This window comes from Micromonospora sp. DH13, assembly GCF_020873825.1.
GTDB lineage: Bacteria > Actinomycetota > Actinomycetes > Mycobacteriales > Micromonosporaceae > Micromonospora > Micromonospora haikouensis.
Genome location: NZ_JAHWGR010000025.1, coordinates 25,582 through 46,924, shown reverse-complemented (window position 1 = coordinate 46,924; position 21,343 = coordinate 25,582). Strand labels below are relative to the sequence as shown.

22 protein-coding genes are annotated in these 21,343 nt (G+C 75.7%); 13 read left to right on the top strand and 9 right to left on the bottom strand.

The window, feature by feature from the left end; all coding sequences use genetic code 11:
- Positions 1 to 190 precede the first annotated feature (190 nt).
- From LPA42_RS22415 to LPA42_RS22405, 3 genes are all read left to right on the top strand, one after another.
- The gene (locus LPA42_RS22415) at positions 191 to 805 is read left to right on the top strand and encodes a hemerythrin domain-containing protein (RefSeq protein ID WP_077939953.1); all 615 of its coding nucleotides are present in this window, start codon (positions 191 to 193) and stop codon (positions 803 to 805) included.
- A gap of 123 nt (positions 806 to 928) precedes the next feature.
- Positions 929 to 1,942: a LysR family transcriptional regulator gene (locus LPA42_RS22410; RefSeq protein ID WP_077939952.1), complete on the top strand. Its 1,014-nt coding sequence runs from the start codon at positions 929 to 931 to the stop codon at positions 1,940 to 1,942.
- 19 nt (positions 1,943 to 1,961) lie between these two features.
- Positions 1,962 to 2,198: a hypothetical protein gene (locus LPA42_RS22405; RefSeq protein ID WP_077939951.1), complete on the top strand. Its 237-nt coding sequence runs from the start codon at positions 1,962 to 1,964 to the stop codon at positions 2,196 to 2,198.
- Between the two features lie 98 nt (positions 2,199 to 2,296).
- On the opposite strand, the gene LPA42_RS22400 is transcribed toward LPA42_RS22405, so the two are convergent.
- Genes LPA42_RS22400 through LPA42_RS22390 form a run of 3 tightly spaced genes read right to left on the bottom strand, consistent with a single transcriptional unit; the run spans position 2,297 to position 5,393 of the window.
- Entirely contained in the window at positions 2,297 to 2,647 is a 351-nt protein-coding gene (locus LPA42_RS22400; RefSeq protein WP_043968760.1) for a DUF3140 domain-containing protein, read from the bottom strand.
- A complete protein-coding gene (locus LPA42_RS22395) occupies positions 2,647 to 2,820 on the bottom strand; it encodes a hypothetical protein (RefSeq protein ID WP_158229503.1) in 174 nt (57 codons plus the stop codon). The genes LPA42_RS22400 and LPA42_RS22395 overlap by 1 nt, the downstream gene beginning before the upstream one ends.
- A gap of 17 nt (positions 2,821 to 2,837) precedes the next feature.
- A complete protein-coding gene (locus LPA42_RS22390; RefSeq protein WP_077939950.1) occupies positions 2,838 to 5,393 on the bottom strand; it encodes an ATP-dependent Clp protease ATP-binding subunit in 2,556 nt (851 codons plus the stop codon).
- Positions 5,394 to 5,626: 233 nt separating this feature from the next.
- Here LPA42_RS22390 and LPA42_RS22385 point away from each other — a divergent pair, with 233 nt between their 5' ends.
- From LPA42_RS22385 to LPA42_RS22365, 5 genes are all read left to right on the top strand, one after another.
- A complete protein-coding gene (locus tag LPA42_RS22385; protein WP_228986835.1) occupies positions 5,627 to 6,004 on the top strand; it encodes a hypothetical protein in 378 nt (125 codons plus the stop codon).
- A 270-nt stretch (positions 6,005 to 6,274) separates the two neighbouring features.
- A complete protein-coding gene (locus LPA42_RS22380) occupies positions 6,275 to 6,535 on the top strand; it encodes a hypothetical protein (protein ID WP_007076395.1) in 261 nt (86 codons plus the stop codon).
- Positions 6,536 to 6,543: 8 nt separating this feature from the next.
- On the top strand, positions 6,544 to 7,587 hold the full coding sequence (locus LPA42_RS22375) for a hypothetical protein (protein ID WP_228986834.1): 1,044 nt from the start codon (positions 6,544 to 6,546) through the stop codon (positions 7,585 to 7,587).
- Entirely contained in the window at positions 7,580 to 10,264 is a 2,685-nt protein-coding gene (locus LPA42_RS22370) for an FtsK/SpoIIIE domain-containing protein (protein ID WP_077939949.1), read from the top strand. The genes LPA42_RS22375 and LPA42_RS22370 overlap by 8 nt, the downstream gene beginning before the upstream one ends.
- Positions 10,261 to 10,926, top strand: a complete 666-nt coding sequence (locus tag LPA42_RS22365) for a hypothetical protein (RefSeq protein WP_077939948.1) — start codon at positions 10,261 to 10,263, stop codon at positions 10,924 to 10,926. The genes LPA42_RS22370 and LPA42_RS22365 overlap by 4 nt, the downstream gene beginning before the upstream one ends.
- A gap of 82 nt (positions 10,927 to 11,008) precedes the next feature.
- Here LPA42_RS22365 and LPA42_RS22360 read toward each other — a convergent pair whose 3' ends face one another.
- From LPA42_RS22360 to LPA42_RS22350, 3 genes are all read right to left on the bottom strand, one after another.
- Entirely contained in the window at positions 11,009 to 12,283 is a 1,275-nt protein-coding gene (locus tag LPA42_RS22360; RefSeq protein ID WP_077939947.1) for a cupin domain-containing protein, read from the bottom strand.
- Between the two features lie 9 nt (positions 12,284 to 12,292).
- Positions 12,293 to 12,598, bottom strand: a complete 306-nt coding sequence (locus LPA42_RS22355) for a hypothetical protein (protein ID WP_077939946.1) — start codon at positions 12,596 to 12,598, stop codon at positions 12,293 to 12,295.
- 154 nt (positions 12,599 to 12,752) lie between these two features.
- Complete coding sequence (locus LPA42_RS22350) at positions 12,753 to 14,240, bottom strand: endo-1,4-beta-xylanase (RefSeq protein ID WP_228986833.1); 1,488 nt, start codon at positions 14,238 to 14,240, stop codon at positions 12,753 to 12,755.
- Positions 14,241 to 14,450: 210 nt separating this feature from the next.
- Between LPA42_RS22350 and LPA42_RS22345 the strand changes: the two genes are divergently transcribed.
- A complete protein-coding gene (locus tag LPA42_RS22345) occupies positions 14,451 to 15,839 on the top strand; it encodes an MFS transporter (protein ID WP_198956757.1) in 1,389 nt (462 codons plus the stop codon).
- Here LPA42_RS22345 and LPA42_RS22340 read toward each other — a convergent pair.
- Complete coding sequence (locus LPA42_RS22340) at positions 15,772 to 16,200, bottom strand: DUF2267 domain-containing protein (RefSeq protein WP_077939943.1); 429 nt, start codon at positions 16,198 to 16,200, stop codon at positions 15,772 to 15,774. The genes LPA42_RS22345 and LPA42_RS22340 overlap by 68 nt on opposite strands.
- A 341-nt stretch (positions 16,201 to 16,541) precedes the next feature.
- Positions 16,542 to 17,219: a hypothetical protein gene (locus LPA42_RS22335; RefSeq protein WP_077939942.1), complete on the bottom strand. Its 678-nt coding sequence runs from the start codon at positions 17,217 to 17,219 to the stop codon at positions 16,542 to 16,544.
- Positions 17,220 to 17,413: 194 nt separating this feature from the next.
- Here LPA42_RS22335 and LPA42_RS22330 point away from each other — a divergent pair, with 194 nt between their 5' ends.
- Genes LPA42_RS22330 through LPA42_RS22315 form a run of 4 tightly spaced genes read left to right on the top strand, consistent with a single transcriptional unit; the run spans position 17,414 to position 20,874 of the window.
- Entirely contained in the window at positions 17,414 to 18,328 is a 915-nt protein-coding gene (locus LPA42_RS22330) for an ABC transporter ATP-binding protein (RefSeq protein WP_077939941.1), read from the top strand.
- Complete coding sequence (locus tag LPA42_RS22325) at positions 18,321 to 19,202, top strand: ABC transporter permease (RefSeq protein ID WP_077939940.1); 882 nt, start codon at positions 18,321 to 18,323, stop codon at positions 19,200 to 19,202. Before LPA42_RS22330 ends, LPA42_RS22325 begins: the two co-directional genes overlap by 8 nt.
- Complete coding sequence (locus tag LPA42_RS22320; protein ID WP_077939939.1) at positions 19,199 to 20,158, top strand: ABC transporter ATP-binding protein; 960 nt, start codon at positions 19,199 to 19,201, stop codon at positions 20,156 to 20,158. The genes LPA42_RS22325 and LPA42_RS22320 overlap by 4 nt, the downstream gene beginning before the upstream one ends.
- Before the next feature lie 5 nt (positions 20,159 to 20,163).
- On the top strand, positions 20,164 to 20,874 hold the full coding sequence (locus LPA42_RS22315) for an ABC transporter permease subunit (RefSeq protein WP_077939938.1): 711 nt from the start codon (positions 20,164 to 20,166) through the stop codon (positions 20,872 to 20,874).
- A gap of 11 nt (positions 20,875 to 20,885) precedes the next feature.
- Here the strand turns inward: LPA42_RS22315 and LPA42_RS22310 are convergent, their stop codons facing one another.
- Positions 20,886 to 21,257, bottom strand: a complete 372-nt coding sequence (locus tag LPA42_RS22310) for a hypothetical protein (protein WP_077939937.1) — start codon at positions 21,255 to 21,257, stop codon at positions 20,886 to 20,888.
- Between the last annotated feature and the right edge of the window lie 86 nt (positions 21,258 to 21,343).

The window sequence follows — 21,343 nt, the reverse complement described above, 5'->3', positions numbered from 1 at the left end:
CTTCATACCAGCCGCGCCGGTCGGGCAGCTCCCCCGGCCGCCCGACACCGCCGCCGGCGCCCCGGGCGGCCTGGTCGCGCGGGCCCTCCGTTTCGGCGGTACGCGGTCTGGGTACCGCCGCTGCCGTCCCGCACCGCTCACCGGGCCGCCTCCTCCTCGCAGCGCGCGCCCGCCCGCCGAGGAGGGCACCATGACCGTTCCCCTGCCGCCGCTGCCGCCCGTACCCGAGGAGGGTTACCGACCCGGCGGCCCGAGCGTGGTCGACCTCGTCGAGCGCGAGCACCGGCAGCTGCTCGACCTGGTCGACCGGGTCACCGGCCCGGACGCCGCGCCGCAGCGGCTCGCCGAGGTCGTCGAGGTGCTGACCGCCGTGGTGTCGCGGCATCTGTCGGCGGAGGAACAGTACTTGTTCCCCGCCGTCCGGGCGGCGGTGCCCGGGGCGGCCGCGGCGGTCGACCGGGAGGTCGGGGCGGCGGCCGAGCTGCTGGCCGCCCTGAAGGCGCTGGCCGGGCCGGCGGATCCGGCGTTGACCGACGTGGCCGACCGGGTGCGCCGGCACGTCGCCGGGACGGCGGCGCTGCTGGCGTCGCTGCGCGAGGTGGCCACCGCCGCCGAGCTGATCCGGCTGGGCAACCGGTGGGAGATCGCCGAGGAGGCCGCGCCGACCCGGCCGCACCCGGGGACGCCGGCGAGCCCGCCGTGGAACCGGATCGTCGAGCCGGCGGTGGGGGTGGTGGACAAGGTCCGCGACGCCGTGACGGGTCGGCCCACGTACGCGTCGGACCTGCTTCCACCCGGCGACTGACCGGATACCGGACGGTTACGACGGGGTCACCGACCGGATACCGGGCGGTCACCAATAGACATTGGCCAACTCCTATCCGCCAGAGCCCTTCCATCGATCCTTCCGTGGTCATACCGTCACCGTATGAATCTGGAGCTGAGACACCTGCGGGTGGTCTGCGCCATCGCGGAGACAGGGAGCGTGACGAAGGCGGCGTCCACGCTCGGCCTGGCCCAGCCGGCGCTGACCGCCCAGCTCCAACGCATCGAGCGGGCACTCGGCGGGCCGCTGTTCGAACGGGACCGCCGGGGCGCCCGGCCCACCGCGCTCGGCGAGCTGGTGCTGGCCCGGGCCCGGGTGCTGCTGCCGGCCATGCAGGGCCTCCAGGACGAGGCGGCCCGGCTGGCCGGCGCGGGCCCGACCCCCGCCCGGTACCGCTTCGGCGGGGTGAACAGCCCCATCCTCGGCCGCCTGGTGCACCGGCTCGCCGCCGCGCACCCACAGGCCCAGATCACCACGTACGCCTCCTGGTCCGCCGACGAGCTGGCCCAGCTCGTCGGCGGCGGCCGGCTGGACTACGCGCTGGTCGGGGTCTGCGGCGACGCCGTTCCGCCGGCCGGATACGGGCTGGCCTGGCGGGAGGTGGCGTTGGAGCCGGTGCAGGTGCTGCTGCCCGAGCAGCACCCGATGTCCGACCACGACGAGGTGCGGCTGGTGGACCTGCGCGCCGAGCAGTGGGTCGCCGCACCGGGCGACGGCTGCTTCGGCGACTGCTTCGCCGCCGCCTGCGCCCGCGCCGGCTTCACCCCCCGCAAGGTGTACGAGGCCGACGTGCGCGGCTGCATCGACCTGGTGGAGGCCGGCGCGGCGGTGGCCCTGTGCCAGGCCACCTTCCGCCCGGTGCCCGGCCTGGTCACCCGCCGGCTGGCCGGGGCGCCGCTGCGCTGGCGGCTGCTGCTGGGCTGGCACCCCGACTCGGCCGGCGCGAGCTTCGCCGAGGAGGTGCTGGAAGCGGCGGTGGCCGTGTACGACGACTCGCTCGCCACGCACCCCGACTACCTGGCCTGGCTGCTGCGGCACCCCGACTTCGGGGTACGCCGGTCGGCCCAGGCCGGGCCGCTCGCCGGGGGCGCCGGTTCCGGGGTGCGAACCGCCTGACGGTGGGTATCACGGGCCCATGACCGATGCCCAGCCGACCGCCGACGACCGGGAGACCCTGCGCGTGGCGGCCGCCGCGCACAGCGCCGCCGCCCGGGACGTGGAGGCGTTCCTGCGCCGCCTGCCCGAGGTCCCCGGCCCCGCCGACGTGACCGAGTACGCCACCCTGCTCAGCCGCGAGGAGCGGGCGCGCGGGGAACGCCAGGCCGCCGCCGACGCCTTCGGCCTGCAGATCGGCAGCCTGGAACCGGAGTGAGCCCGGCCCGGCCGAGGCCCCGCCGCCGTCACCGGGCAGCGGGGCCTTCGCCGGTCGGGCCCGTCGCACGCGGGCCCGGCGGGCCGACGGACGGGAGGTCAGCGTTCCACGAGGGCGTCGTGGCCCAGGTCGAGCAGGGCACGCCGCCACTCGTCGTCGGCGACGCCGTCGGCCGGGCGGGCGGCGGTCAGGGACCGGATCCGGTCGACCGCCTCCCGCATCACCTCGATGTCCTCGCGGGTCAGGTCGACCTTGCGCTTGCGCAGCACGGCCAGGATCTGCCGGCCCGGCTCGGGCAGGTCGAGGTCGGGCCCCGCCCCGAACGACTCCGTGCCGGAGCCGCGGGTCAGCAGCCAGCTGCGCAGCTGCTCGGAGGTCACGTTCACCTCGGCGTGGAAGTCCTCCCAGAGCACCTCGACCTCGGGATCGAGTCGCGCCTCGCGTACCATCACGCCTCCTCTCCGGGCGGCGGCCCGGACGGCTCCGGATCGCCGGTGTGGGAACCCAGGCCCTCCGGCGGCACCCGCACCCGCGCGGGGTTGGCCGTCGGCGGTGCCTCGATCGGCTCGCTGCGGTCCGGGTCGGTCCCGGCCTCCTCGGCGGCCTCCTCGGGCTCGGTCATCTGCGGCCTCCGCCCCTTCACCGGGGGTGGGACGTCGCGGCGGCGGTGTAGCCCCGGTCGCCGGCGCCCACCTCGAAGGCCAGCGCGCCGTCGCGGGCGTCCACGGTGACCCGCTGCCCGGGCGAGACGGCACTCTCCAGCAGCATCCGGGACAGCCGGTTGTCCACCTCGCGCTGGATCACCCGACGCAGCGGGCGGGCCCCGAACTCCGGCTGGTAGCCGTGCTCGGCGAGCCAGTCGATCCCGGCGACGGTGAACGCGACGTCGATGTCCTGGGCGTGCAGGCGGCGGCGGGTCTCCTCCAGCAGCAGCTCGGTGATCTGGCGCAGCTGCTGCTGCTCCAGCCGCCGGAAGATGATCACCTCGTCGATACGGTTGAGGAACTCCGGGCGGAAGTTCTCCTGGAGCCGACGCATCAGCCGCTCGCGCAGCTCGTCGCTCTCCCGTTCGGAGCCGGGCTCGCCCGCGCCGAAGCCCACGGCCCGCTGGGTGCCGGTGATCAGCTCCGAACCGAGGTTGCTCGTCATGATCAGTACGGTGTTCTTGAAGTTCACCGTCCGGCCCTGGCTGTCGGTGAGCCGGCCGTCGTCGAGCACCTGGAGCAGGATGTTGAACACGTCGGGGTGGGCCTTCTCGATCTCGTCGAGCAGCACCACCGCGTACGGGCGGCGGCGCACCGCCTCGGTGAGCTGGCCGGCCTCCTCGTAGCCGACGTAGCCGGGGGGCGCGCCGACGAGCCGGGCGACGGTGTGCCGCTCCTGGAACTCGCTCATGTCCAGCCGGATCATCCGGTCGGCCTCGCCGAACAGCGCCTCCGCCAGGGCCCGGCCCAGCTCGGTCTTGCCCACGCCCGTGGGGCCGAGGAAGAGGAAGCTGCCCATCGGCCGGTTCGGGTCGGCCAGCCCGGTGCGGGAGCGGCGCACCGCCTCGGCGACCGCGCCGACCGCGTCTTCCTGGCCGACGACCTTCTGGTGCAGGTGTCCCTCCAGGCGCAGCAGCCGGTCGCGTTCCTCCTCGGTGAGCTGGGCGACCGGGATGCCGGTGGCCCGGGACACCACCTCGGCGATCTCCTGCGGGCCGACGGCCGGGACCTGGGAGCCGCTGCCGTCGTCGCCCTTGGCCCGGCTGATCTGCGCCTCCAGCTCGGCGAGCCGGTCGCGCAGGGCCGACGCCCGCTCGTACTGCTCGTCGGCGACCGCCTGCTCCTTGTCCCGGCGCACCTCGTCGAGCTGCTGCTCCAGCTCCCGCACGTCGGAGGCGGGAGTACGGGTGCGCAGCCGCACCCGGGCCCCGGCCTGGTCGATCAGGTCGATGGCCTTGTCGGGCAGGTACCGGTCGGTGACGTACCGGTCGGACAGCTCGGCGGCGGCGACCAGCGCCTCGTCGGTGAACCGGACCTGGTGATGGGCCTCGTAGCGGTCCCGCAGGCCGCGCAGGATGGCGACGGTGTCCTCGACGGTGGGCTCGGGCACCAGCACCGGCTGGAACCGGCGGGCGAGCGCGGCGTCCTTCTCGATGCTGCGGCGGTGCTCGTCCAGGGTGGTCGCGCCGATCACCCGCAGCTCACCGCGGGCCAGCGCCGGCTTGAGCATGTTGGACGCGTCCATGCCGCCCTCGCTGCCCGCCCCGCCCGCGCCGACCAGGGTGTGGATCTCGTCGAGGAAGATGATCAGCTCGTCGCGGTGGGCGCGGATCTCCTCGATGACCTTCTTGAGCCGCTCCTCGAAGTCGCCCCGGTAGCGGGTGCCGGCGACCAGGCCGGCCAGGTCGAGCTGCACCACCCGCTTGCCGATCAGCGTCTGCGGCACGTCGCCGTCGCAGATCCGCTCGGCCAGGCCCTCCACGATCGCGGTCTTGCCGACGCCGGCCTCGCCGATGAGCACCGGGTTGTTCTTCGTCCGCCGGGACAGGATCTCCACGGCCTGCTCGATCTCGGCGGCCCGCCCGATCACCGGGTCGATCTGGTCGTTGCGCGCCAGCTCGGTGAGGTCCTGGCCGTACTGGTCGAGGGTCGGGGTGCCGTGGTCGGGCTTCGGGCCGGACATCGGGCCGCGCTCGGCGCTGGCCGCCTGCAACGACTCGGGCTGGATCCGGCCGGCGGCCAGCATCCGGCCCGCCGGCGACTCCGGGTTCAGCGGCAGCGCCATCAGGATGTGCTCGGGGCCGATGTAGTTGGCGCCCATCGCGCGGGAAAGTTGGTGGGCGTCGAGCAGCGCCCGCTTCGCGGCCGGGGTCAGGGACAGGTTCGGCGGCACCTCTCCCCCGGGCTTGCCCTCGCCGCGCCCGCCGAGGGCGTTGACCAGGGCGTCCGGGTCGGCGCCGGCCCGGCGTACCAGGTCACGCAGCGCCTCGCGCTGCAACGCCGCCCAGAGCAGGTGGTCGGTGTCGAGGTCGTTGCTGTGCCGCTGCGCAGCCCGGCGGGCCGCGTCGGCGAGCATCTCCCGGGCGTCGGCGGTCATCAGCCGGGTGATGTCGACCCGGTGCGCCGGTCGGCGTCCCCCCTCGCCCCGGCCGAAGTACCGGGCCAGGAACTCGTCCCACGGGTCGGAGCCGAGGTCGCCGGGTCCCATCATCGTTGTCCTCCCGCGGGTCGGGCACGCTCGCCGGTGCGGTCGCCGCCGGCACGGTCGGCGGTGGCTACCCGGCGGTCGGCGCGACAAACGCGGCCGGGGCGGGGACGGGCCGGGTGGGAGCGGGGCGGAGGCGCGCAGCGCGGGCGGTGGGCGCCGGCACCGGGGCGGCGACGCGGGCGGGTGCCCCGGCGGGCCGGGCGGGGACGACCGCACGGCGGTGGCAGGCTGGGGGCATGGAGCCGACGCCGTTGCTGATCGTGGACGCCGCCAACGTGGTGGGCTCACGCCCCGACGGGTGGTGGCGGGACCGGGCCGGGGCCACCGCCCGGCTGCGCGACGCCCTCGTCCCGCTGGCCGAGTCCGGGGTGCCGCCGCACCTGCCCGGGCCGGCGGAGGTGGTGCTGGTGGTGGAGGGCGCCGCGCGGGGCGTCCCGGCCGTGCCGGGCGTGCGGGTGGTCGCCGCCCCGGGTTCGGGCGACGACGCCATCGTCGGCCTCGTCGGGGCCGCCCCGGGCCGCCGCCGCCTCGTAGTCACCGCCGACCGTGAGCTGCGCTCCCGGGTGGGCGCGCTCGGCGCCGAGGTCCAGGGCCCCCGCTGGCTCCCCACCTGACCTACCCCCAACCCCACCCCGGTCGGTGATCAAGAGAAAGCGTCAGGGTTGATCTCGACGATGACGCAAGCCTCTTGATCACCGGACGCCCGACCGAGGGGGCGAGTCCCGTGGGTGGGATCGGGTGACGCACGGGCGAGACATTCGGGCGCGGTTTGCGCACGTCAGTGACGTAATCGGACAGCCGGGCAGCAACACCGACAGGGCGGATGTTCTCTGCCCACGGGGGATGGGTTGTAATGGAGATCTCCCCGCCCCCAGGAGGTCCCCGTGGCGAGCGTCGCCGAGCTGAAGGCAGCCATCGATGTCGCCCTCCAACAGATCGGTGACGGGCAGACCGCGGTGCAGGCCGCCGGCGAGAAGCTGGCCGAGGCGCAGCAGACACTGGCCGGGGCGCTGGAGGGCAGCGGGCACGAGACCGTCGAGGCGGCGCAGGCGTCACTGACCCAGGCCAGTCAGGAGCTGGAGGAGTGCCTCGCGGCGACCCTCGTCGCGGTGGAGCAGGCGCAACTCTACGTTTCGACCCTGTAGGGGCGGGCGTGTCCATCATCGAGGACGTCGGGGCCCAGGTGCGGGCCGCCGCGGAGGAGTTCCCGCTGGCCCAGCTCGCCCTCGCGTTGGAGAAATTCGGTCAGGCCACCGAGCGGCTGCGCTGGGTGCGGCAGGAGTCGGCCAACCCGATGGGGGTGCCGGAGCTGTCCGCGGCCGTCGAGCACGCCGAGGCCGCCGGGCACGCGCTGCGGGTGGCCCAGGAGCAACTGTCGACGTACCTCTCGGCCATCGGCCTGGCCCCCGACGGCGCGCCGCCGGCCCGCCCGGCCGGCGACCGGCAGGTGCACGACGCCCCGCGCGACGCGCCGCCCGCCGCCGGCGACGGACCGCCCCCGGCCCGCGACGACAACCCGGTGCTGCGCCGCTGGTGGGCGGTGCGGGTGGCGGAGCTGACCGGCGGCCGGGAGGGCGCGCCGGACGAGCCGGACGAGCGGATCGGTGACTCCCGGGAGCTGCTGCGCCGGGTCGCCGACGGGGTCCGTGGCGGCGACCGGGACCGGCTGCACCGCGAGCTGCGTGCCGCGCACGCCGACGTCGGCCTCGGCCTGGCCGCGCTCGCCCCGCCGCTGCTGCGCGAGCTGGCCGGGGAACTGCTCGGGCACCCGCCCCGCGCCGACGACCTGCCCCGGCTGCGTCGGGAGCTGGACGGCCGGGTGCGCGACCTGCTGCCCGGGCTGCCCCCGCCGGTGCTGGAGACGCTGCTGACCCGGGTCTGCCGGATGCCCCCGCCGCCGCGCGGCAGCGGCGAGGAGCAGCCGCACGCCGCCGACGCGGCCGTCACCGCCGGCGTGGTCACCGCCGTGCTGCTGGCCCGCCTCGGCAAGGACCTGCCCCGCGACGAGGGGCAGGCCGACAAGGAGAGCGGGCCCGCGCAGCAGAAACGCCGCGAGGCCGAACGCGACGCCTGGGACGAGGCGACGCGGCAGCGGGCGGACCGCGAGCGCGCCGCCCGGGAGCGGGCCGCGCAGGGCCTGCCCCCCGTGCGTCCCGCGCCGCCCACCGGGCGCGCCGGCCGGGGGTCCGATGGCTGACCGCCGCACCCAGCTGGTGACCCGGGTGCGGGGGATGCTCTCCGAGGCGCTGGGCGCCACCCGGCACCGGCTCGCCGTCGCCGACGCCGAGCTGGCCGCCGCCCGGGACCGGCTGGCCCGGGTGCAGCGCGCCGCGGCGGCCGTTCCGGAGAAGGTGGGGGCGCAGCGGGACCGGCGGCTCGCCGAGATCGACGCCCGGCACACCGCCCGGATCGCCGAGCTGGCCCGCCGGGCCGTCGACGCCGCCCGCCGCGAGGCGCCCGGCGCGGCCAGCGCCGACTGGGCGCGGTGGACCGTGACGCCGGCCGGTCGCGGCGAGACCCCCGGCGCCGTACGCGTCGGCACCGTGCGCATCCCCGGCGCGGAGCCGGTGCCGGCGCTGGTGCCGCTGCTCGACGCCGGGCACGTGCACCTGAGCGGGGCCGGGGCCGACGGCGGGGCGGCCGTGGTGCCGGCGCTGCTGCTGCGCAGCCTGGGCCGGGCCGACCCGGGCGCGGTGCGGCTGTTCGGCTACGACCCGGAGCACCTCGGCGGCGGGCTGGCCGGTTTCGCCCCGCTGGGCACCGCCGGGCTGCTCACCTTCGTCGGCCCCGGCGGGCTGGGCCGGCTGCTGGACGACCTGGTGGAGCAGATCCGCCGGATCAACGAGACCGTGCTCGCCGGGGAGTACCGCTCGCTGCGGGAGCTGGCCGCCGCGACGGGCCGCCGTCCGGAGCCGTGGCGGGTGGCGGTGCTGCTCGGCGGCGACGAGCTGTCCCGGCACGAGCGCGGCCAGCTCGACCGGGTCGTCCGCACCGGCGCGGCGTGCGGGGTGCACCTGGTCGTACGCGGTGTGCCGGTGCCCGACGACCCGACGGTGACCCGGGTCGTGGTGGGCCCCGACGGCGCCCGGGTGGGCGGCCCGCCCGGCCTGCCGGTGACCCTGGACCCGCCGCCGCCGGCCACGCTGGTCACCGAGACGTGCCGGCAGGTCGCCGCCCGGGTCAACGCCGGCCCCCCGCCGGCCCCGTTCACCGACCTGCTGCCGCCGCCGGAGCAGATGTGGCGGGAGGATTCCTCGACGGGGCTGACCGCGCCGATCGGCGAGGGCCCGCACGGCCGCCCGGTGCTGCTCAATCTCGGCGACTATCCGCCGCACGCGCTGATCGGGGGGCCGTCCGGCACCGGCAAGACCAACCTGATCTTCGCCTGGATCGGGGCGCTGGCCTCCCGCTACTCCCCCGCCGAGCTGGAGTTCTACCTGCTCGACTTCAAGGAGGGGGTGTCCTTCGCCCGGTTCGCCCAGGGCCGGCGGGACCCGAGCTGGCTGCCGCACATGCGGCTGGTCGGGATCAACGTCAACACCGACCGGGAGTTCGGGCTGGCCCTGCTGCGGTTCCTCGCCGAGGAGCTGCGCCGGCGCGCCGACGCGGCGAAGAAGCACGAGGTGACCAAGCTCGCCGAGCTGCGGGCGGTCGACCCGACGGGGCACTGGCCCCGCATCGTCGCGGTGGTCGACGAGTTCCAGGCGCTACTGGCCGGCCGGGACGTGGTCGCCCGGGAGGCCGCCGACCTGCTCGAAGACCTGGCCCGCCGGGGCCGTTCCCAGGGCATCCACCTGGTGCTGGCCTCGCAGGACGTGCGCGGCATCGAGGCGCTGTGGGGGCGGCCTGCGCTGGTCGCCCAGTTCACCCTGCGCATCGCGCTGCCCAAGGCGCTGCGCATCCTCGCCGAACGCAACGACGCCGCCCAGTCGCTGCCCCGCCACCACGCCGTGGTCAACGCCGAGTCGGGCCTGGTCGAGGGCAACGAGGTGGCGCGCATCCCGTCGGCCAGCGACTGGGACGCGTGGAGCGAGCTGCAGCACCGGCTGTGGCGGATGCGCCCCGCCGACGCGAAGCCGGCCCGGCTCTTCGACGGCGACGCGATCCCCCGGCTCGCCGACGCCCCCGACTTCCGGGCGCTCACCCCGCCCGAGGGCGACGGGGTGCCGCGCACCCCGGTGGCGCTGCTCGGAGAGATCATCGACGTGCAGGCCCGCTCGGCGGCGCTGCGGCTGCCCCGGGCCCCCGGGCGCAACCTCGCCGTGCTGGGCACCCGCGTCGACGAGGCGTGCGCCGTGCTGGACGCCGCCGCCCGGTCGCTGGCCCGCCAGCACCGCCCCGGCACCGCCCGGTACTCCATCGCCTGCCTCGACCCCGACGCCGACCCGGCCGCCCGGGAGCTCTACGCCGACCTGGCCGACGACGCCGCCTGGTACGACGACGAGACCGTACCGGAGCTGATGGCCGAGACGGCGGCGGCCCTGGACCGGCCGGGCACCCCCGCCACCCCGCACTACCTGCTGCTGTACGCGGTCGACGCGGCGGCGGGGCGGCTGGCCGCGCGGGTCGGCGGGCGCACCGGACTGGAGCACCTGCGGCGCATCCTGCACGACGGCCCGGAGCGGCGCACGCACGTGCTGGCCTGGTGGCGCGGCGTGGCCCGGATGCGGGTCGACCTCGGCGGGCCGGCCGCCCGCACCGACCAGATCGGCGCGTGGGTGGCCCTCGACGTGCAGGGCGGCGAGCTGGGCTCGTCGCTGTACCCGGGCAGCGGCGGCCCCGACTGGTATCCGCGGCCGTGGCGGGGGCTCTTCTTCGACCGGGCGGCGCACCGCACCGGGCAGGTCATCATCCCCTACGGACCGTCGGCGTGAACGAACCGGTGACCAGTGAGACGTACGCGGCGCAGGTGCGGCGGCTGGCCGAGCTGACCGACCGGGTGCGCACCCAGCGCGCCGAGGCCCACGCCTGGCACGAGCAGCAGTGCGCCGCCGCCGAGCGGGCAGTCGCCGAGGCCGCCGAGCAGTTGCGCGAGGCCGAGCGGGAGGCGGCCGACGCGCGGGAGCTGGTGGAGCGGGTGGACGCCGAGGCGGCCCACCTGTGGCAGCAGTTGCGGGCCCGGTTGGGCGCGGGTGCCCGCCGGCTCGGCGACCCGCCCGGCCCGGCCCGGGACGCCTCTGGCGACCCGCTGCTGCTGTTGCACGGGGTGCGCGGGCTGCTGGACCGCACCCGGCAGCCCGGCGAGCTGCCCGCCTCGGCGAACCCGCTGCTGGCGCTGTGCGGGGTGGTGGGCGCGGCGCTGATGTTCGCCCTCGGCCTGGGCGCCCGGGCGCTCGGGGCCCGCAACGGCGGGGACCTGGCGGTGGGCCTGCCGGTGTTGGCGCTGGTGGTGACCCTGCTCGGCCCGCTGGTCGGGTTGGCCCTGGCCAAGCGGCTCGCGGACCGTCGGCACGCGGTGCTGTCGCCCCGGCCGGTCACGGTCGTCCTGCTGGCGGGCCTGGTGACGACCGGCGTGCTGCTGGTCCTCGCCCGCTGAGCCGCGCCGCGCGGTGCCGAGCCCCCCGCGCGGTTAGGAAGGGGCCCTTCCTATACCGAAAGCGTTAACAGGGTGCCCTTCCTTACTCCTCGGGAACCGCGATCGCCTCGCGCAGCAGGCGGCGGGCCAGGACGATCCGGTCGGCGTCGTCGTCAAGGCCGGGCAGGTCGCCGACCCGGCTCACCGCGCCGGTGAGCAGCGCGCGCAGCGCCGGCTCGCAGCCGGCGGGCAGGGTCAGCGTCCGGTCGAACAGGCGCAGCGCGATCTTTCCGTCCCCGGCCGGTTCGAGCCGCCAGCGCAGCCCCGGCCGGGGCGCGAGCCGGGTGTCGGCGGCGACGGCGGCGAGCGCGGCGGCCTGGGCGAGGGGCCGGATCGGGGCGGGCCGGGCGGCCGGCCAGGCGCGTTCCCGCAGCCGCGCGGCCACGGCGGCCGGGTCGGCGCGCAGCAGCCAGTCCCGCAGCGCCTCGACGGTCTCGGTCAGCTCCGGTTCGATCGCGTCGGGGTCGGCCACGTCGGTGCCGAACGGCAGGCCGGCGCGCAGCCGGGCGTCGGCGGCGGCGAGGGCGAGCAGCTCCTCGACGATGGCGTACCGGGTCAGCGCCCGGATGCCCACGGTCAGGTGCAGGGAGCTGGTCTCCTGGGCCTGGGCGCTGTGCAGCCAGCCGCGCGGCAGGTAGAGCGCGTCGCCCGGTTCGAGGACCACGTCGAGCGCGGCGGGGCCCTGGGCGGTCGCGGAGACCTCGTCGGCCCGGCCGCCCCAGGGCTGCCGTTCGAGGGGGTCGGGCAGCACCGGCGGGTGGATGCGCCAGTGCTTGCGCCCGTCGACCTGGAGCACGAAGACGTCGTGGGTGTCGTAGTGGGTGGCGAAGCCCTGGCTGCCGGCCGGGGTCAGGTAGGCGTTGACCTGCAGCGGCTGCGCGAGGGCGGTGCCGAGGTCGCGGGCGAAGTCGATCAGGGCGGGCCAGGTGCGGTGCAGGCCCTGTAGCACCAGGGTCGCGCCGGAGGCGTACAGCTCCAGGACCCGCTCGTCGAGGACCTGGTCGCCGATCTCGGCGCCCGCGCCGCCGCCGCCGGTCCAGCGCGCCGCCGGCACGAGCTGGCCGTCCTTGGCGATGCGCAGGAAGGGGGTACGCAGCCCGCGCCGGCTGAGCAGCTCGTCGGCGTCGGCGGGGCCGAGCAGGTCGGTGAAGCCGTCGGCGTTGGGCAGCTCGGCGGCGCGGGACAGCAGCGGCGCCCGGCCCCAGTGTGCGGCGGCGAACTTGCCCGGCTCGACGGCGACGCAGCGCGCGAGGGCGCGGGCGGCGGCAGACGGGACCGCCGGGCGGCCGTGGCCGCCCGGCGGGTCGGTGATCGTCATCGCGAGGCGTCAGCCGGCGCTGCCGTCGGCGCCGCCGTCCCGGTGGCCCGGGGTGGCCCCGCCATCGGCCGGGCCCTCCGCGCCACCGTCGGCACCGCCGTCCTGCTGACCGGGGGTCGCGCCGCCGTCGGCCGGGCCCTCGGCACCGCCGTCGGCACCGCCGTCCTGCTGGCCCGGGGTGGCCCCGCCGTCAGCCGGGCCCTCCGCGCCACCGTCGGCACCGCCGTCCTGCTGACCGGGGGTGGCACCACCGTCGGCCGGGCCCTCCAGGCCGCCGCCGCTGGTCGTCTGGATGTCGTCGTCGTTGAGTGCCATGCGGTGCTCCTCGCCAGGTTCCCGCCCCGCCGCGCGGCGGGGGTTCGTCGTGCGACGGGTGGTACCCCCGGCACGATCTTCTCTAACCCCACCGTAGACGGCGCGTCCCGCCGGCACGTCCGGTTCGCCCGGTGTGCCGGCGGGACGCGGGCGGTCAGCCGTTGGCGCAGACCTTGCCGTTGAACGTGAAGCTGGTGGGCGACGGGTTGGACCCGGTGTGGGTGCCCTGGAAGCCGAAGCTCACCGTGCCGCCGACGGCCACGGCGCCGTTGTAGCTGGCGTTGCGGGCCAGCACCTGGGTGCCGGACTGGCTGACGGTGGCGTTCCAGGCGTTGGTGACCTGCTGCCCGGCGGTGAAGTAGAAGCCGAAGCTCCAGGCGTTGACGGGGTCGGGGCCGTCGTTGCGGATCCGGATCTCGGCGGTGAAGCCGTTGCCCCAGGAGTTCGGCACGTACGTCACCGTGCAGCTGCCGTTCGGGGCGGGCGTGGTCGGGGGCGGCGTGGTGGGCGCGGGCGTGGTGGGGGCCGGCGTGGTCGGGACCGGGGTGGTCGGTGCGGGCGTGGTCGGGGTGGTGCCGCTGCCGAGGGCCTCGGCGACCGCCTGGTACGCGGGCTTCGGCGCGTAGTTGTCGTCCCAGATCAGCGCGGCGCCCTCACCGGGGAAGACTCCCGGGATCCAGGAGTACTTGTCGGTGATGCCCCACACGGTCACGCCCTGGCACCGGGCCACGGCGAGGCAGATGTTGAAGACCTTCTTGTAGTCGGCGGCCTGCGTGGCCAGCTTCGAGGAGTTCGCCGGGGTGGACATCCGGATGTCCAGCTCGGTGACCCGCACGTCGACGCCGAGGTCGGTGAAGCGCTGGAGGTTGGCCTGCATGTCGCCGGGGACCTGCCCGATGATCAGGTGCGCCTGGAAGCCGACGCAGTCGATCGGCACGCCCCGGGACTTGAAGTCCTTCACCAGGTTGTAGATCGCGGTGCTCTTGGCGTTGATGCCGTCGGTGCTGTAGTCGTTGATGCACAGCTTCGCGCCCGGGTCGGCGGCGCGGGCGGCGCGGAACGCCTCCTCGATCCAGCTGTTGCCGATGCGCTGCTGGAGGATGCTGTCGCGGCGTCCGCCGGAGCCGCCGTCGGCGAACGCCTCGTTGACGACGTCCCAGGCGAAGACCTTGCCCTTGAAGTGGCCGGCGACCCCGGCGATGTGGTTCTTCATCGCGGCGAGCAGGTCGGTCCCGGAGAGGTTCGACGTCCAGCCGGGCATCTGGTTGTGCCAGACGAGGGTGTGGCCGTACACCTTCTTGTTGCTGCCCGCGGCGTAGTTGACGACCGCGTCGCCCTGGCCGAAGGAGAACTGGTTGCGGTTCGGCTCGGTGGCGTCCCACTTCATCGCGTTCTCGGCGACGACGAGGTTGAACTCGGTGTCGGCGATCTGCTTGTACGGGCTCTCGGAGAGCCGGCCGGGGTCCAGGGCGAAGCCGATGTCGCGGCCCTTGGCGTCGGCGAGGCTCCTCAGGCTGGCGGCGGCCTCGGCGGTGCCGGGTTGGGCGACGGCGATGCCCATGGCGAGCGCGCTCGTGGCGGCGAGCAGGCCGGCCAGCAGGCCCGACCTGGTGCGCCGACCGATGTGGTGGTGGATGCGCATGCGTTCCCTGTCCTTCGTTACGGGTCGCCAGCCACGGCGACGACGAGACGATGGGAGCGCTCCCGATATCCTGTCAGCATCGACATCCGTCGTCAACCGACCGGCCCGCCGCATGCGACGCCCGGCGACGGGCCACTGCCGAACCCGGACCGGCTTCCCAGATAGCAAGATAATCGTCTCTCATATCGGGATGGCGGCTAGCCTCGGGCCATGGCCGACTCCCGCCGGTGGGTCATGCTCGGCATCGGCACCGCCGCGCAGACCGCAGGCACCCTCTACCTGTACGGGCTGCCGTTCCTGCTGCCCGCGCTACGCCGCACCACCGACCTGCCGCTGTGGGAGCTGGGCCTGCTGGTGGCCTGCCCCAGCCTCGGCATGGTGCTCGCCCTCATCGGCTGGGGCGTCCTCGCCGACCGGCGGGGCGAGCGCCTCGTCATCGGCCTGGGCCTGACCGGCGGGGCCGCGTTCCTGGCCGGGGCCGCCTCCGCCGCCGGGCCGGCCCTGTTCGTGCTCCTGGCCCTCGCCGGGGCCGCCGGTTCCGCCGTGTACGCCGCCAGCGGCCGGGTGGTGACCGGCTGGTTCGCGCCCGGCGAGCGGGGCCTGGCGATGGGCATCCGGCAGACGTCGCAGCCGCTGGGCGTGGCGGCGGCCTCGGCGATCCTGCCGGTGCTGGCCGACTCCGGCGGCCCCCGCCTGGCGCTGCTGGTCGCCGCCGCGGTCTCCGCGCTGACCGGGATCGTGGCCGCCCTGCTGCTGGTCGACGGGCCGAGGACCGCCGCCGGCCGGGCCACCGCCGGCTCGCCCGCCAGCGGCTCGCCCACCACCGCAGGGCCCGCCGACTCGCCCGGCGCCGGCGGGACCCGCGCGCGGTCGCCGTACCGGTCGCCGACGCTGTGGCGGGTGCACGGGGCGAGCGCCCTGCTGGTCGTGGCGCAGTTCGTCGTCGGCGCGTACGCGCTGGACTACCTCGTCACCGAACGCGGCTGGCCGGTGCGTACCGCCGGGCCGTTGATCGCGGGGGCGCAGCTCGTCGCGGCGGCGGCGCGGGTGCTCGCCGGCCGCTGGTCGGACCGGTCCGCCCAACGGCTCCGGCCGCTGCGGGTCATCGCCGCCGGCACCGCCGCCGCCCTCGGGGCCCTCGCCGTGGCCGAGGCGCTGCACGCCCCGCCGGCGGCCCCGCTGCTGCTGGTCGCCCTCGTCGCCACGGTCAGCTGGCACGGCGTCGCGTACGCGGCCGTCGCGGACGTGGCCCCGGCGAGCTGGGCGGGTCGGGCCACCAGCGCACAGACCGTGCTGCAGAACGTGGCCGCCACGGCCACCCCGCCGCTGTTCGGGCTGGCCGTGGCGGGGCTGGGCTTCGGGCCGGGGTTCGCCGTCGCCGCCCTGTTCCCGCTGGCCGCCGTGGCGGTGCTGCACGGCCTCACCGTCGACGCCCGTCCCACGACCCGCCCGCCCGACGCGGGCGACCCCGCCGGGGCCGACGCGGCCGACCGACCGCCGTCGTCGGGGTCGGCCGGCCGGCGTCCGGGCGTCAGGGAACGAGTTGGGCCAGGTCCTCGGGCATGGTGGAGCGGACGTCGTCCCACTCCCCCTGGGTGACGTGCCGGCGCAGGGTGTCCAGCACCACCTGGGCCACGCGCTCCGGGCCGCCCTCGACGTCGTACGGGAAGCCCTGGCGGACCTCGTAGAGGAAGTCGTCCCGGTTCAGCTTGATCGGCACGTCCGACGGTTGCCAGCCGTCGAAGTAGATGCCCCGCAGCAGCACCGGCAACTGCGCGGCGAACTCCACGCTCTCCTGCACCGGCATCCGGTCGCGCAGCAGGTGCAGCACCGTGCGCAGGGCCGCGTACGACTGGTTGCGCTGCTCCTTCGGCCAGCCGTACGCCGCCTCGATGTCCTTCAGGATCAGGTTGGTCTTGTCCAGCGAACTCTCGAACGCCGAGATCAGCTGCTCAGCCATCTGCCCACCCCCGTAGGTCGGTCGTGTCCGGTGTCGGTGACCCTCACCGTCGGTGGTCTTCGCGGCGCGGCGGCCCGGCCGGGCCGCGCCACTGCCGAACGGGGCTGACCCGACCGGGCCGCGCCACCGCGCGTGGGCGGTCGCCGGCCGACCCGACCACGTGCAACACGTCGCCGCGCCGTCGATCCGGCACGTCCCGAACCGTCATCGTGCGCACCCCCTGCCCAACTCGGGTGGCCCACCGACGGGCCACGCACACCGCCCACCCTGCGCCCCGCCCGGGTGAGGCCGCCTCACCCCGTGGGGGTGAGACCGGCCGCCCGCAGGGCGCGGGCGCAGGGTCAGCCGCCGGAGCCCTCCGCCGCGCCGTCGGGGGCGAAGGCGTCGCCGCCCGGACCGGCGTCCAGGTGGACATGCTGGTGGCCCTGGCCGGTGTCGATGTTGACCTGATCGAGCTGGGTGGCCGCGACCGACCAGGCCGCCACCGCCTGCGTTGCCTGTCGTTTCGCCAGCTCCGTCAGAGCACCCCGCTGGGTCGGCGGCCCGGTGACAGCGAGGAGATACGACTCGACAGCCAGGGACGCCTGCTCCACAGCGCCCTTCAGCCCTGCGCGCGCCACGTTGGTGGCGGTGGTGCCCGACGGAGGGTTGGCGAACGGCTCCAAGGCCCGAAGCAGGGTCTGTCGCCACTGGCGGGCCTGCTCCGGGCCCGGCTGCCCACCGTCCGACGGAGCCGCCCGGATGGCGCTGAGAATGGGAGAGATCTCGTCACGAAGGCGTCGGGCCGTCGTCGTCAGCTCGGCCACCTGCTGGGTGTCACGCTCCACCTCGGCCCTGCGCATCTCGGCCACAGCCGATTCGACGCCGTCCGGTCGGCTGGCCGTGTAGCCGGTGGCACCGCCCACGAGAACGCCCGCGAGCCCGATCGCCGCCACGATGGCGGCCAGACGGGCCTTGCTACGGCGGCGCGTGTCGGACGCCGCCAGCAGGTAGGAGGGCTTGCCGGTACGGCGCGACACGACTTCTCCTCAGGCCGACGAAAGTTCGGTCGCAGCGTAGCTTTCTCCGCTGGTTCTAGTCGATAGTCCGCTGCGCCAGGCTGATGCCGCCCGCGTCGGCCCGGGACCCTAGGGGTAGCCGGCCAGGAAGTTCAGGGATCCGCCCGGGACGGGCCGCCGGCCACAAGCGACCCCCGGTCCCTACGCTGTACGGCGTGACACTCATCGCGACCGAGTCGCTGACCAAGACGTACGGGGGCGGGGTCACGGCGTTGGCCGACCTGACCGTCGCGGTCGAACCGGGCATCATCGGGCTGGTCGGCGCCAACGGCGCCGGCAAGTCCACCCTGATCAAGATCCTGCTCGGCCTCCTCACCCCGACCAGCGGCCGGGCCCGGGTGCTCGGCCTCGACCCGACCACCGACTCCGCCCGGGTGCGCGCCCGGGTCGGCTACATGCCCGAGCACGACGCCCTGCCGCCGGACCTCTCCGCCGCGGAACTGGTCACCCACCTCGGCCGGATCAGCGGCCTGCCGCGCACGGTCGCCCGGGAACGGGCCTCGGAGGCGCTGCGGCACGTCGGGCTCTACGAGGAGCGCTACCGCCCCGTCGGCGGCTACTCCACCGGCATGAAGCAGCGGGTCAAGCTCGCCCAGGCCCTCGTGCACGACCCCGACCTGCTGCTGCTCGACGAGCCGACCAACGGCCTCGACCCCGCCGGCCGGGACGCGATGCTGACGCTGGTGCACCGCATCGGCACCGAGTTCGGCATCTCCGTGCTGGTCTGCTCGCACCTGCTCGGCGAGGTGGAACGGATCTGCGACACCCTCGTCGCCATCGACGGCGGGCGGCTGCTGCGCGCCGACCACATCTCCGCCATGACCTCCGCGACCGACGTGCTCGCCGTGGAGGTCAGCGAGGGCACCGAGGAGCTGGCCGCCCGGCTGGGCGCGCTCGGCCTGCCGGTGCGCCGGGACGGCCGGCTGCTGCTCGTCGAGCTCGTCGACGACGCCACCTACGACCTGATCCTCGGCGCGGTCGCCGAGCTGGACCTGCCGCTGCACCGGCTGGACCAGCGCCGGCACCGGGTGGCCGAACTCTTCGCCACGAGGGAGCCCAGCCATGCCTGAGCCGACCGGCGTCATCCACGACATCGGCTACCAGCGGTACACCGGCCCCCGGCTGGGCCGCCGGGCCGTCTTCGGCGCGCTCTACCTGCACGGCCTGCGGACAGCGTTCGGCCTGGGGCGCAGCGCCAAGGCCAAGATCTTCCCGTGGCTGGTGGTCGGCATCGTCACGGCGGTCGCCGCCGCCCTCACCGCCATCCGCGCCCAGATCGGCGAGGCGGTGATGACGTACGCCCAGTTCGCCGACAACATGAGCTGGCTGGTCATCTTCTTCGTCGCGGTGGCCGCGCCCGAACTGGTCTCCCGTGACCTGCGCAGCGGGGTGCTGCCGCTCTACTTCTCCCGGCCGCTGCCGCGCGCGGACTACCCGCTGGCCAAGCTGCTGGCGCTGGCGACCGCGCTCTGGCTGCTGCTCGGCGGCCCGCAGTTCGTGATGTTCCTCGGCGCCGCGTTCAGCACCGGCGACGGCATGAGCGGCGTCGCCGAGGAGCTGCTCGACCTGCTGCCAAGCCTGCTCTACGCCGGGCTGTGGGCGGCGGTCTTCGCCTCGGTCGGGCTGCTGGTCGCCTCCCTCACCGGCAAGCGGGCGTTCGCGGCCGGTGGGATCGTCGCCGTGTTCCTGATGACCACGCCGATCGTCGGCACCCTGTCGGTCATGCCGTCGCGAACGGTCAACGAGCTGGCCTTCCTCGCCTCGCCGTCGACGCTGGTCGGCGGCGTGGGCTCCTGGGCGCTCGGCGACCTGCTGACGTCCGAGGGCCAGAGCGGAGTCCCCATCGGCGGCTTCGGCCCTGTCTACGCGGTCGCCGCCGTGCTGCTCGTGGCCGGCTGCGTCGCCCTGCTGCTGCGTCGATACCGGAAGGTGGCCGCCCGATGACCACGACCAGCGCCGCCCCGGCGACGGGGACGCCCACGGCCGCCACCGGCGCCCTCGACCTCGCGGGCGTCTCCCGCTGGTACGGCAACGTGGTGGCCGTCAACGACGTCAGCATGAGCCTCGGCTCCGGAGTCACCGGGCTGCTCGGCCCCAACGGCGCGGGCAAGACGACCCTGCTGCACATGATGGCGGGCTTCCTGGCCCCGTCGCGCGGGATGGTGACCCTGGGCGGGCAGCCCACCTGGCGCAACCCCGAGGTCTACCGCCGGCTCGGCCTGGTCAGCGAGCGCGAGGCGGTGCAGACCTACCTCACCGCGTACGAGTTCGTGCTGGCCAGCGCGAAGCTGCACCGGCTGGCGGAGCCGGCCGCGGCGGCCCGCCGGGCGATCGCCCTGGTGGAGCTGGAAGGCGCGCAGGACCGCCGGATCGGCACGTACTCCAAGGGCATGCGGCAGCGGGCCCGGGTGGCCGCCGCGCTGGTGCACGAGCCCCAGGTGCTGCTGCTCGACGAGCCGTTCAACGGGATGGACCCGCGGCAGCGGCTGCACATGATGGAGCTGCTGCACCGCCTCGGCGACGCCGGCCGCACCATCCTGTTCAGCTCGCACATCCTGGAGGAGGTCGAGCAGGTCTCCGGGACCGTCCAGGTGATGGTCGCCGGCCGGCTGGCCGCCTCCGGTGACTTCCGCACCATCCGCCGGCTGATGACCAACCGGCCGCACGTGTTCACCGTGCGCTCCACCGACGACCGGGCGCTCGCCGTGGCGCTGATGGCCGAGGCGTCGGTGACGGGCGTCGAGCTGGGCCGCGCCGGGTTGACGGTGCGCGCCGGCGACTACGGCGCGTTCACCCGCGTGCTGCCGAAGATCGCCCTGCGGGAGGGCGTCCGGGTGCGCCAGCTGGTGCCCGAGGACGAGTCCCTGGAGAGCGTCTTCTCCTACCTCGTGGAGGCCTGAACCCCATGTCCACCGTTTCCTGGCTCACCCTGCGCGGGCTGTTCGGGCGTCGCCGTTTCCTCCTGCTGCTGCCGCTGCCCGTGGTGCTGGTCGGCCTGGCGGTGCTCTCCCGGTCGCTCGGGGTCACCCCGCGCGACTGGGCCCCGCCGGTGCTGGTCGGCCTCGGCCTGGCCGTGGTGCTCCCGGTCGTCGCCCTGATCGTCGGCACCGGCGTGCTCGGCGCCGAGATCGACGACGGCACGGTCGTGCACATCCTGACCAAGCCCCTGCCCCGCTGGCAGATCGTGCTGCCCAAGCTGGCGGTGGCCACCGCCGTCACCGGGGTCACCGTCGCCGTGCCGCTCTACGCCGCCGGCCTGCTGGCCGACTCCGCACGCCTCGGCCTGGCCCTGGCCGCCGCGTCCGCGGTCGGCGCGTTGGCGTACTCGGCGCTGTTCCTGGCGCTCAGCCTGCTCACCCGCCGGCCGGTGCTGCTCGGCCTGGTCTACGTGCTGATCTGGGAGGGGCTGCTCGGCAGCGTCGTGAGCGGCACGCGGGTGCTCTCCATCCAGCAGTACGTGATCGCCCTCGCCGACCGGATCGCCCCCACCGAGCTGCTGCTGGGTGACGTGTCGGTGCCGGTGGCGGCGGTGATGAGCGCACTGATCAGCGTGGGCTTCACCGCGCTGGCGATCGACCGGCTCCGCTCGTTCAGCGTGGCCGGCGAGACGAGCTGACCCCTGCCCGGTCAGGGGCAGCCGCGCCGGTTGCGGGGGCGCACGCCGGGGCCGGCGCGGCGGGCGTGGGTCGCGGCGGCCAGGTCGAGCAGGCGGCGGAGCCGGTAGGACAGCACCCGCCCCTGGTCGAGGGTGAGCATCAGCTCGCCGGGCTCGGCCCCGCCGACGGCGACCACGAGCACCGGGCCCGCGCCGGGCACGAGCGCCAGCGCCAGCGCCACGTCGGCGGCGGCTTCGGCGGGCGGGGCTCCGATCGCCGGGCCTCCGGCGATGGGGCCTTCGGCCGCCGGGTCTTCGGCGGTCGGGTCTTCGGCGGTCGGGTCTTCGGCGGCCAGGGGACCGGCGGGCGGTGCCGGCGAGCGCGGCGTCAGCGGGAGCCGCACGGAGCGGTGCCGCCGCCTCGCGGCGCAGCCGTCCCGGTCGCACCAGCGCGAGGATGGGCGTCGCCGGGCGGGTCGGCCAACCCGCC

What these genes read in the sequence shown, in the direction of transcription:
- LPA42_RS22415 (WP_077939953.1), top strand. Translation starts at nt 191, where the DNA reads ATGACCGTTCCCCTGCCGCCGCTGCCGCCCGTACCCGAGGAGGGTTAC.
- LPA42_RS22410 (WP_077939952.1), top strand. Translation starts at nt 929, where the DNA reads ATGAATCTGGAGCTGAGACACCTGCGGGTGGTCTGCGCCATCGCGGAG.
- LPA42_RS22405 (WP_077939951.1), top strand. Translation starts at nt 1,962, where the DNA reads ATGACCGATGCCCAGCCGACCGCCGACGACCGGGAGACCCTGCGCGTG.
- LPA42_RS22400 (WP_043968760.1), bottom strand. Translation starts at nt 2,647, where the DNA reads ATGGTACGCGAGGCGCGACTCGATCCCGAGGTCGAGGTGCTCTGGGAG.
- LPA42_RS22395 (WP_158229503.1), bottom strand. Translation starts at nt 2,820, where the DNA reads ATGACCGAGCCCGAGGAGGCCGCCGAGGAGGCCGGGACCGACCCGGAC.
- LPA42_RS22390 (WP_077939950.1), bottom strand. Translation starts at nt 5,393, where the DNA reads ATGATGGGACCCGGCGACCTCGGCTCCGACCCGTGGGACGAGTTCCTG.
- LPA42_RS22385 (WP_228986835.1), top strand. Translation starts at nt 5,627, where the DNA reads ATGGAGCCGACGCCGTTGCTGATCGTGGACGCCGCCAACGTGGTGGGC.
- LPA42_RS22370 (WP_077939949.1), top strand. Translation starts at nt 7,580, where the DNA reads ATGGCTGACCGCCGCACCCAGCTGGTGACCCGGGTGCGGGGGATGCTC.
- LPA42_RS22360 (WP_077939947.1), bottom strand. Translation starts at nt 12,283, where the DNA reads ATGACGATCACCGACCCGCCGGGCGGCCACGGCCGCCCGGCGGTCCCG.
- LPA42_RS22355 (WP_077939946.1), bottom strand. Translation starts at nt 12,598, where the DNA reads ATGGCACTCAACGACGACGACATCCAGACGACCAGCGGCGGCGGCCTG.
- LPA42_RS22350 (WP_228986833.1), bottom strand. Translation starts at nt 14,240, where the DNA reads ATGCGCATCCACCACCACATCGGTCGGCGCACCAGGTCGGGCCTGCTG.
- LPA42_RS22345 (WP_198956757.1), top strand. Translation starts at nt 14,451, where the DNA reads ATGGCCGACTCCCGCCGGTGGGTCATGCTCGGCATCGGCACCGCCGCG.
- LPA42_RS22340 (WP_077939943.1), bottom strand. Translation starts at nt 16,200, where the DNA reads ATGGCTGAGCAGCTGATCTCGGCGTTCGAGAGTTCGCTGGACAAGACC.
- LPA42_RS22325 (WP_077939940.1), top strand. Translation starts at nt 18,321, where the DNA reads ATGCCTGAGCCGACCGGCGTCATCCACGACATCGGCTACCAGCGGTAC.
- LPA42_RS22320 (WP_077939939.1), top strand. Translation starts at nt 19,199, where the DNA reads ATGACCACGACCAGCGCCGCCCCGGCGACGGGGACGCCCACGGCCGCC.
- LPA42_RS22315 (WP_077939938.1), top strand. Translation starts at nt 20,164, where the DNA reads ATGTCCACCGTTTCCTGGCTCACCCTGCGCGGGCTGTTCGGGCGTCGC.